Below are 10,538 nucleotides of genomic sequence, written 5' to 3' on the forward strand. Positions count from 1 at the left end.
TGAGAGCTACTTGAAATCAAAGTAGCTCTCAAACATATGATTATAGTTTTAATTTCATGATACCCTCTATTGTAGTACGTGCGTATCGCCCGTTTCGAAAATGCCATAAAACTCAAAAAAGCCAATACTACAAAAGATTGGCTATCAATGGCGATGGAGCTTGGAGATTATGATTATCAACACTTAGTAAGAGACTTCAAAGAGTTTACCAACCTCACTCCTAATACTTTTCTCCAATACGAAAGTCAAGCACCCGAGCGGGCCTTTGGGAAGATTGAGACTTAATGAGGAGCATTTTTTTCGTTTTGTGAGTTATTGGAAACTCACTCTTAGACAAACAATAATTATGCTATAAGAAGACAAAAAAATCCACTAATAATATAGATAAATTATAGAATATCATAAATCCTTGATTAATTCATGAAAAAGGCCACATATCGAAAACTTTTTAAAAAAAATGGTTATATATTGAATATATATTAAAAAATAATAGGATATTTGGGTGAAAGTAGAAAAATACCAAATAATGGCGTCGGATTTTTTCTGGGTAAAATTATTGGTTTTTTCCTATATTTACTCCATTCTAAATCCTTTAAACTACAACCAATATGCACACCTCACGTCGCGATGTGTTAAAATTAGCCGGTGCTGCTTTAGCAGGCACTGCACTCCCGTCTATTATTGTTCCTAACAAGGCTTTTGCAGGTACCAACAGCGAAACCCTCAAAGTGGGTTTGGTAGGTTGTGGCGGTAGAGGCTCTGGAGCGGCAATGCAAGCACTCAAGGCTGACCCAAACGTTGTGTTACACGCACTTGGTGATATTTTCCCTGAAAGATTTGATACTTGTCTCGAAGGTCTCAAAAAAGTACATGGAGACAAAGTAAAAGTGGACGATGGCCACAAATTTTTGGGCTTTGATGCCTATCAAAAAGTGATTGATTCGGGCGTAGATGTAGTGCTATTGGCTACTCCTCCGTTTTTTCGCCCCCAACACCTCGAAGCCGCTATCAAAGCAGGCAAACACGTATTTTGTGAAAAACCCGTAGCAGTAGACGCTCCCGGAGTAAGAAAAGTAATAGAGCTAGCTCAACTTGCGAAACAAAAAAACCTCTCGCTTGTTTCGGGCTTTTGCTGGCGTTTTCATGAGCCCAAACGTGCGGTGTTTGGCAAAATCAACGAAGGTGCGATTGGTGAAGTAATGAGTATTTACAATACTTACAATACGGGAGGGGCTTGGTCTTTTGCTCGTCAAGAAGGCTGGACTGATATGGAATTTCAACTTCGCAACTGGATGTACTATACATGGCTCGCAGGTGACCATATCGTAGAGCAAGCTGTACACAGCCTCGATATGATGTCGTGGGCAATGGGAGATGTGCTTCCTGTAAGTGCTGTAGGTACTGGTGGACGTCAAGTACGTGTTGACCCTTTGTTTGGCCACATTTTTGACCATTTTGCTATTACCTACGATTATCCTAATGGAGCCAAAGGATTCCATTTCTCTCGCCAACAAGAAAACTGCGAACGTAGCTACTTGGTAGAAACTTTCGGAACGAAAGGAAGAGCAATGGCCAACTGCTCACGTCCTACTCACAAAATTGAAGGACAAAATCCGTGGGAATACTCAGGCCCACAAAACGATATGTATCAAACAGAGCACAACGAACTGTTTGCTTCTATCCGCAACAGCAAGCCTATTAATAACGGCGAATGGATGGCTAACAGCACTATGATTGCGATCATGGGTCGGATGGCAGCCTATACTGGAAAGAAAATCACTTGGGAAGAAGCCATGAAATCTAACGAAAAACTTGGCCCTGATTCCGTAAGTTTTGATATGGCTGCTCCTAAAATAGAAGTGGCACGGCCTGGCTTTACTCCTTTCTATTAATATTAAATTCCTTCTTGCCCGTTAAGCACTGCTTTGTTCCATCAAGACAACCATTGCTAACGGGCATTTTGATTTTTCTTTCCCATGCAAAGACGAACATTTATAAAGAATACTGTACTAGCCACCTCAGCGGCGGTGATTGGCGTAGATGCTACGGCCAAAATCACCGAAGCTCCTATGGCTTCGCCACTGATTAAAAAAAGTTTGAAATTTGGAATGGTCAACGAAAACCTTTCGATACTCGACAAATTCATTCTTTTGAGAGACCTTGGCTTTGATGGAGTAGAGTTTGATTGCCCCAACGAATACGACATCAAAGAAATACTAGCTGCTCGTGATAAAACAGGCCTTGAACTTCCTGGAGTAGTCAACTCGATGCACTGGAAATCGCCCTTATCAAGCGCCGACCCTAAAGTGAGAGAAGCTTGCTCAAAAGCCATGGAAAAAGCCCTCCATGACTGTAAGCTATACGGTGGCACTACTGTCCTTTTGGTACCAGGGGTTGTCAACGAATCTACTAGCTACCAAGAAGCTTATGAGCGCTCCCAAGCCGAAATTCGTAAATTGATACCCGTAGCCGAAAAAACAGGCATTAAAATCGCCCTCGAAAATGTCTGGAACAATTTCCTCATCAGTCCAATAGAAGCGGCTCGCTATGTAGACGAAATCAACCACCCACTTGTAGGATGGTATTTTGATGTAGGCAATGTGCTACGCTATGGCTGGCCTGAGCATTGGATTGAGACCCTTGGTAAGCGTATCATGAAAATCGACATCAAAGAGTTTAGCCGCAAAAAACAACAAGATGAAGGCTTGTGGAAAGGCTTTCAAGTGGAATTGATGGAAGGAGATTGCAATTGGCCGGTGGTCAATAAAGCCCTTGCCAAAATCGGTTATTCAGGCTGGGCATCGGCAGAGGTACCAGGCGGCGACCGAAAACGCCTCGAAGTCATCAGTCAAAAAATGGATGGCATTTTCAAAGCAATGTAAAATGTAAACAAGTTTCGAAGCAAGCCCTTCCAAGCTTTCTGCATAAAACTTGGAAAGTCTGTTTTGCATTATTACTATAAGTGAAGTAAATTAAAAAAAACTCGCGTCGTTTGATGCGAGTTTTTTTGTACTACTGTCCCCTTGTTATTCAATAAATAGGATTTTTAGAATTATTGTACTTTTACCAATTTGAGGGTTCTATGTACAAAATCAAAGTTGTTGTTTTTTACTTGTAAGAAATACATCCCTTGAGGCAAGCGCAAAGAAGACACATTTAGCACGGCTTTTTGACCTAACCAAAGCACATCTGGCACCTGTAACCTTTCACCGGTAAGGTTTATCAACGAAAAATGAGTATCCGAAGGCTCGTATTCAGAAGGAATATTCAATGTAATAGATTCACTGAATGGATTGGGGTACGGTGCCCAAAGCTCACCTTCGGCGTTAGTAAAATCACCACCACCGCCAGTGCTGCTCTTCGTAATTTCGAATGTAATCGCTTTTTCGCCAATTGTTTGGTTGTTTTTGATAGCTCTCACTTTCAAATTGTATACGCCTACCACTGTGCCAAAGCCTCCGTTATCGTCAAATAATCCAAAAGGTGAAGTAGCATCCGTAAAATTAACATTAACCGGGCCTTTCATTTCAAACACAATCCGGTCTATGACAGTATTGCCTTCAGCAAAAATATTGATAAAAGAAGGCAATTCGCCAATGGGAATTTTGTCATTATCTTGAATCGTACGTATCAGACGTCGTGACATAGAACCGCCCGCTTTGTACAAACTAAAATTGAATGCTACACTTCCTACGGGATTAGTAATTTTGATGACTACATAGGCATCAACCGAAGCTCCTTGATTATCAAAAACCCTGACAAGAACAGTATAGTTACCTGTCAACACAGGTACTCCCGTAATTTCTCCTCCTTGATATACAAGCCCTTGTGGCAAATTACGAACCACAATCGACGACAAGGTACCATCGGGATCACGAAATGAAGTAAGGGGGATAAAGAAGTGAAATTCTTGTCCTACTACCGCATTTTGGTCAGGCAACGCCGTCACAATAATGGGGGGAATATTACCATTGGTCAAAGTTACCCCTATTGTAAATGAGGTCTGAACACTAGCACCTAAGTTGTCAATGGCTTTGATTGTAGTCTTAAACTCGCCAGTTGTAGAAGGAACTCCAGAGATGATACCCTCTTTCAATGTCAAACCAGTAGGGAGATTTTGGGCTTCAAAACGTAGCACTCCTCCCTCTGGGTCTTTGAAAGTACTAGAAGGGATCGTATAAGTAAAGGTCCTTCCTACTACTGTTTTTTGGTCTGGGATAGTACTCACCACAATAGGAGGTTGGTTGCTTTCAGCTCCCTTCACAGTAAGTCGAAACGAAAATTCGCCCCAAGCTCCTTCATTATCAATGGCCCGAATCCCGATCTGATAGACGCCGCTTAAGGTAGGTACACCTATAAGTTTTCCATTTTGAAAACTAATCCCTGGAGGCGTATTGAGCGCGATAATCCTTACAATATATCCATCTTCATCCCTAAACAAAGTAAGAGGTATGGTATATTCGTAAGGTTGCTGAATCAAGACTGACTGATCAGGGATAGTACTCACTACTATAGGAGCCTGATTATAAGCAGCCACTTTAATGTTGAAGGTGGTTTTGGCGGAGGCTCCAAGATTATCGAAAGCCTCAACGGTGACTTTGAAAGTACCTACTTGCGTAGGTGTACCACTAATCTTCCAATCTACGGCTTTCAATCCAACAGGAAGATTAGTAAAAACTAATTTGACGATACTTCCATCTACATCTTGGAAAACATTGCTTGGAAAACTCCAATCAAAAGTACGCCCAATAGCCGCTTGTGGCTCAGCCACTGGATTCACAATCCTAGGCGGCATATTTATTTCTTTATCAATTACCACAAACTTAAGAGAAGTTTTTCCCAGTGCCGTTAAAGAGGATATATCTTGTGAACTATATGCTTCTACTGAAAGCTCATAGGTACCTACTTTGAGATTAATTCCGTCGTTGTCTCCATAAAGTCCAAAAGGTTTGTCAGTTTCGGTTTGAGTACGACTCACGGGTCCTATCAGTTTCATCACTACCGCTTCTGCTTTCGAACCTGCCTCAGCAAAAAAATTAAGTAGATATGTGTGTTCTTTAAGATTGAGAGTATCTCCGTTTTTAAGTTCTTTGAGCAAAACGCGGGTCTGGAAATTTCCAGCTTTGTAAAGATTAATCTTTGACGTAATAGGCGCGTTGATAGTTAATGTAAAAGTTGCACTTACAGAGGCATCATACAAGTCCGTAGCTTTGACTTTAATAGTATAGTCCCCAACCGATGAAGTGGTACCTTTGATGGTATTATTCTCAAAATACAAGCCATCTGGCAATCCACTTACTTCATAATATTCGATACTACCGTCGGGATCTTTGAAAGCGTTGTCTGGAATCTTATAAGATGCCTCAAAGCCCGCCGTAAAACTATAACTAGGAAGAGGATTGGCTAAAAAGGGGGCTTGGTTTACTTCTGGCTCACCAAGCAAATCTTCTACCAACCTTACCTCTACGGGCCCGTCCTTCTTTTTTTCATCCCATCGACTCGAATATCCTGCTTGAGGATATCCACCTGTCCGAACCAATTCCGACAACTTCACAATCATAGATTGGACTGGCACAATGGGCGTCATGGGTTTGTTGAGCCAATTGTTGAGTACCCATGTAATACTTGGCGAATACCAATTGATATCGTCTATATTATTAGCGACGATATTGACCAATTTACAACCACGCTCAAAATGCTCACTAAGCATGAGCTGCATACCATACTGAGAAAGGCCCGGCTCGCGGAAAGCTTCATTCATAATCCATTTCCCTGCCCCCATATTACTGCGCAGTACATCCGCACTAAAATAATGGGAGAAATATTGAGAATCATTGATTTTGGTACCATCTGTATTGCGTGCCAAATCTTTGAAAGCAAAAGTAGCTCTCCGAAAACTCAACCCATCGTGAACCGACCCAAAATCATTCACAACTTTATAAGAGCCATTCACCCCTTTAGCAGAGCTGCTCACTCCATCCAAAAACTTTTTGAGGGCATTATGTCTAAACACATACCAATCTGACCATCTTTTATTTTCTGAATGAGGGTAGGATGTATTTATAGGCTGAATATCATTCACATTATTGTAGTCAGATTTCCATTCACTATTAATTTTGCTAAGACTTCCGTAGCGTTGTAACAACCACTCCCGATAGCCCGTAATCATGCTTGGGCTATAATCATACATAGCCGTATAATTACCTCCATTTGCGGAGTTTTCGTAGTGATAACCAGACTCTTGGGTGGTAGTAGTAGTAGCCGCAAGGCAAAGGATATGGCCGTTTTGCTGATCAGAATTATATCGCTGACATACTTCTCGTACAAACCCGAGGGCTTTCTGAAGCGATGGCTCATGCGACATGCTGAAGATTTCTTTGAGGGTGTTTCCACGCTCATCACGTGCCGATTCTGATTCTTCCCAATATCCTTCGTTCCGATTACAGCAGCGCGCTAAGTGAATCCGAAGGAATACCTTAAGTCCTAGCTCTTTGGCCAGTTTAATCTGATTGTCGTACTGCGCCCAATTGGCCGAACTACTGGGAGTATAATATACTACATCCCACCGAACAGTCACCATGACCGCGTTACAACCTTTTTTAGCACCTTCCCGAATTACATCTAATCCAAACTCCGCACCTTCGGTGGTATTGAGAAGAGCGATACATAAATAACGTTGATTTTCGTCTGCTAATGAAGGATTACTTACAGGGGCGTGGAGGGCGCGCGAGTTTGCGAAGGCTACGATAGACATAACCCACGCAAGCACCCAAGAGAGTACTAAACGTTGAACCATTTTAGAATATGTTTTTTGAATAAAGGGGCTTATGCCTGTTCATTGTCAAAAACCATGCAAGAGATATGAAAAAAGCCGTTTAATAACTTTTAAAAAGTTATTAAACGGCTTAATGCACTGACTATCTGTATATTACACAAAAACTTTAACCTTTTAGGAAAACCTTCAGAAAAGGTTTTTACTATTTTTATTAGATTTTAAACCTGATGGCATAGTTTTTGAAAAGGTTCATTAATGTTATCGTTTTAGAATATTTTTTGAATTTAGGGAGCTTTTTTAATTTGAACCACGACCGTTTTGGACGTTGGGGTCATACTTTTGTCGGCATAGCTATCTATGGGTACCAAAGTATTGGTTTCGGGAAAATAGGTAGCAATGCATCTTTCTGGAATAGAATAAGGTACAATGATAAACTTGTGGGCAACCCGTTTGTGCCCGCCATTATAATTGTACAAATCCACCACATCGCCTGCTTTTAGGCTCGCTTTTTCCATGTCTCTTTCGTTCATCATGATTACCCGTCGCTCATTTTGAATACCCCGATAGCGATCGTTGAGCCCATAAATAGTAGTATTGTACTGGTCATGACTTCTGATAGTCATCATCAAATACTCATCCGAAGATAGGACAAAGGGAGTATAATGATTCAAGGTAAAATTGGCTTTACCTGTAGTGGTTTTAAAGTCGCCCTCTCTAGCACCATTGGGCAAGTAAAATCCACCTGGCACTCTTACGCGTTCATTGTACTTTTCAAAACCCGGAATTGTTTGTTCAATCACATCTCTAATATGATCATAATGTGATAAAAGCCTATCCCACTCCACTCTAGATTTAGCCCCAAGCGTAGCCTTTGCCAATCGACGAACTATGTCTGGCTCGCTCAGCATATGCTCTGAAATAGGACTTAGATTTCCTTTAGACTGATGCACTACACCCATTGAGTTTTCGACAGTTACAAACTGCGCCTCACCGTTTTGGATATCGCGGTCAGTACGACCCAAACAGGGCAGAATCATTGCTTCTTCGCCAGTTACTAAATGGCTACGGTTGAGCTTAGTGGACACGTGGGCGGTCAATGAGCAATTTCTTAGGGCTTGTGCGGTATAAACCGTATCGGGAGTAGCCGACAGGAAATTTCCGCCCATGGCAAAAAACACTTTGGCTTTGCCTTCGTGCATGGCTTTGATGGCATCTACCACGTTGTAGCCATGCTTGGTAGGGGGCTCAAAACCAAATCTTTTTTGAAGACTATCTAACAATTCTTTGGGTGGCATTTCCCAGATTCCCATCGTACGGTCGCCTTGCACATTGCTGTGTCCTCGTACGGGGCAAGTGCCCGCACCGGCCTTCCCAATTGAGCCTTTTAATAGGAGCAAATTTACCACTTCTTGAATATTATCGACCGCGTTTTTGTGCTGCGTAAGACCCATAGCCCAGCAGATGATAATATTTTGGGAAGCGATTATCATTTCCACTGCCTCTTTAATTTCTGACAAACTCAGTCCAGCATCTTGCACCAACTGCCCCAAATCATAATTTTTTAAATCTTCTAGTAGGTCTTCGATTCCTGCCGTTTTCTCACGGATAAACGCCCAATCAAATACCTCGCGGCCTTCTAATTCGGCTTCATGAAGAAGTTTCAAAATCGCTTTGAAAAGCGGCACGTCGCCATTGAGTCTCACTTGCAAAAACAAATCAGAGAGGGGCGTTTTTCTCCCTAGCAAGCCCGCAGCCGTTTGAGGATTACTAAATGCGACAAGACCCGTTTCCCGAAGTGGATTGACCGATATTATTTTGGCACCATTCTTTTTAGCTTTCTCAAGCGCCGAAAGCATCCGAGGGTGATTAGTACCAGGGTTTTGGCCGGCTATAATAATCAAATCACTTTTGTAAAAATCTTCCAATTTAACCGAACCTTTGCCAATCCCCACCGTATCTTTGAGCGCTACCCCACTTGATTCGTGGCACATATTGGAGCAATCTGGAAGATTATTTGTCCCAAATTCTCTTACAAAAAGTTGATACAAAAAAGCCGCCTCATTACTGGTACGTCCAGATGTGTAAAAAATAGCGTCGTCGGGAGAAGGCAATTGATTTAAATAAGCGGCTACTTTCTTGAATACCCCTTCCCAACTTATAGGCTGATAGTGGGTTGCGCCCTTCGATTTGTACATAGGCTGCGCAATTCTCCCCCGCTGACTTAGTTCATAATCGCTCCACGTACCTAACTCATCAATAGAATGTTGGGCAAAAAAATCTTCAGTCAGGCGTTTTGTGGTAGCTTCTTCGGCTACCGCTTTTGCGCCATTTTCGCAATATTCGGCAATAGCAGACCGCTCATCATCAGGGTCTGGCCAAGCACAACTTGGACAATCAAATCCATCTTTTTGGTTAAGATTGAGCAACGCTTTCATCCCACGACCTACATTCATAGCACCTAATACATGCTCAAATGCACTTACAACTGCTGGCAAACCTACCGCTACCTCTTTAGGGGCTTCAGTACTAAGCCCCGTAAACTCCTCGGGAGTAAGCTCGGGATGAGGCGTTTCTCTTTTTTCCATGGTATTAATTTTGTCTAAAGTATATTTCACATGACTTACCTTCGTCACATTTATCTTATAAACATACGTAAATGTTGGATTGTTAGTAATCGACCTTAGACATATTGTTTTTACTTCACTACCTCACTCACCAAAATAATGGGAGCGACATTGGTATAATTGGCAAAATCGGCACGAATAGCGTCGCGATTCGGAGCGATAGCCGCTTGATAGTCGCTCAGGCTCTTTATATAAAATGTACCAATCGCCATAAAGGGAAGTGGTTGGTTTGGAATACCACTCGCCAGTCCTTTTTCAATGGTATATTTCACCAAATTTGCCCCTAAGTACCCTGCAACCATTGGCATGTGCTTGGTCTCATAGTATTCCATATTAAAGGTTTTTCCTTCGGCATAAGGATACATGACCGATACTTTGATTAAACCTTTTTCGGCCATAGCCGCACTCTGTTTTTCTTGACTAAACGCAGCAAAATAGCTGATAAAAAGAGAAAATGACAGGAGTAGTTTAAGTTTCATGACTAAGAGAGTGAAGAGTTGTTAAATGTTTGATTTAAAGCAATATCCCACAAATATCTAAACAGGTTTTATATTTGCAAAACGCTATTTTTCGATAAAAACAATCGAAAAAACCGATTTAGAACTATGGAACTAAGACAACTCAAATATTTTTTAAAAGCCAAAGAGTTATTAAACTTTACGGAAGCAGCAAAGGCTTTAAATATTAGCCAAAGTACTCTTTCACAGCAAATTAAACAATTGGAAGATGAATTAAACGTGCCATTATTTAATCGTATTGGCAAACGAATCACGCTTACCGAAGCAGGAAGCTTGTTTGGAGAATATGCATTACAGAGTATCAATAGAGCCAATGAAGGACTCTTGCTTTTACAAGATTTAAAAAATCTCAACACGGGCAAAATCACCGTCGGGATAATCTATTCTATGCGTATTCTTTTTGCCAAAACCCTGATACAGTTTGCCAAACAATACCCAAACATCAAAATCCAAGTGGTGTTTGGTACTACCAAAGACTTACTCGAAAAACTGAATACACTGTTTTAAAAGTTTTTATGTATATTAGTTTTTGAAAAACTATCAATAACTGATGCAGAGACAACACATTACTTTGAGTGAACCGGATCGGGATTATCTGCAAGCTCAACTCAGCAAAGGGGC

Annotated in this window: 7 protein-coding genes; 4 read left to right on the forward strand and 3 right to left on the reverse strand. The window is 41.4% G+C overall.

The features are described 5' to 3' along the window. The first annotated feature begins 78 nt into the window (after window positions 1-78). From P1X15_RS28445 to P1X15_RS28455, 3 genes are all read left to right on the forward strand, one after another. Complete coding sequence (locus tag P1X15_RS28445; RefSeq protein WP_277341520.1) at window positions 79-285, forward strand: helix-turn-helix transcriptional regulator; 207 nt, start codon at window positions 79-81, stop codon at window positions 283-285. Between the two features lie 323 nt (window positions 286-608). After that, window positions 609-1,892, forward strand: coding sequence for a Gfo/Idh/MocA family protein (locus P1X15_RS28450; RefSeq protein WP_277341521.1), 1,284 nt, complete (start codon window positions 609-611; stop codon window positions 1,890-1,892). An 84-nt stretch (window positions 1,893-1,976) separates the two neighbouring features. Beyond that, entirely contained in the window at window positions 1,977-2,882 is a 906-nt protein-coding gene (locus P1X15_RS28455; protein ID WP_277341522.1) for a sugar phosphate isomerase/epimerase, read from the forward strand. A gap of 170 nt (window positions 2,883-3,052) precedes the next feature. Here the strand turns inward: P1X15_RS28455 and P1X15_RS28460 are convergent, their stop codons facing one another. The 3 genes from P1X15_RS28460 to P1X15_RS28470 form a co-directional block, all read right to left on the reverse strand. Then, complete coding sequence (locus tag P1X15_RS28460; RefSeq protein ID WP_277341523.1) at window positions 3,053-6,796, reverse strand: putative Ig domain-containing protein; 3,744 nt, start codon at window positions 6,794-6,796, stop codon at window positions 3,053-3,055. Window positions 6,797-7,059: 263 nt separating this feature from the next. Beyond that, window positions 7,060-9,360, reverse strand: a complete 2,301-nt coding sequence (locus P1X15_RS28465; RefSeq protein ID WP_277341524.1) for an FdhF/YdeP family oxidoreductase — start codon at window positions 9,358-9,360, stop codon at window positions 7,060-7,062. 110 nt (window positions 9,361-9,470) lie between these two features. Next, entirely contained in the window at window positions 9,471-9,878 is a 408-nt protein-coding gene (locus P1X15_RS28470) for an EthD family reductase (RefSeq protein ID WP_277341525.1), read from the reverse strand. 126 nt (window positions 9,879-10,004) lie between these two features. Between P1X15_RS28470 and P1X15_RS28475 the strand changes: the two genes are divergently transcribed. Next, the gene (locus P1X15_RS28475; protein WP_277341526.1) at window positions 10,005-10,424 is read left to right on the forward strand and encodes a LysR family transcriptional regulator; all 420 of its coding nucleotides are present in this window, start codon (window positions 10,005-10,007) and stop codon (window positions 10,422-10,424) included. The last annotated feature ends 114 nt before the right edge of the window (window positions 10,425-10,538 follow it).

This window comes from Runella sp. MFBS21, from assembly GCF_029433105.1.
Lineage (GTDB): Bacteria > Bacteroidota > Bacteroidia > Cytophagales > Spirosomataceae > Runella.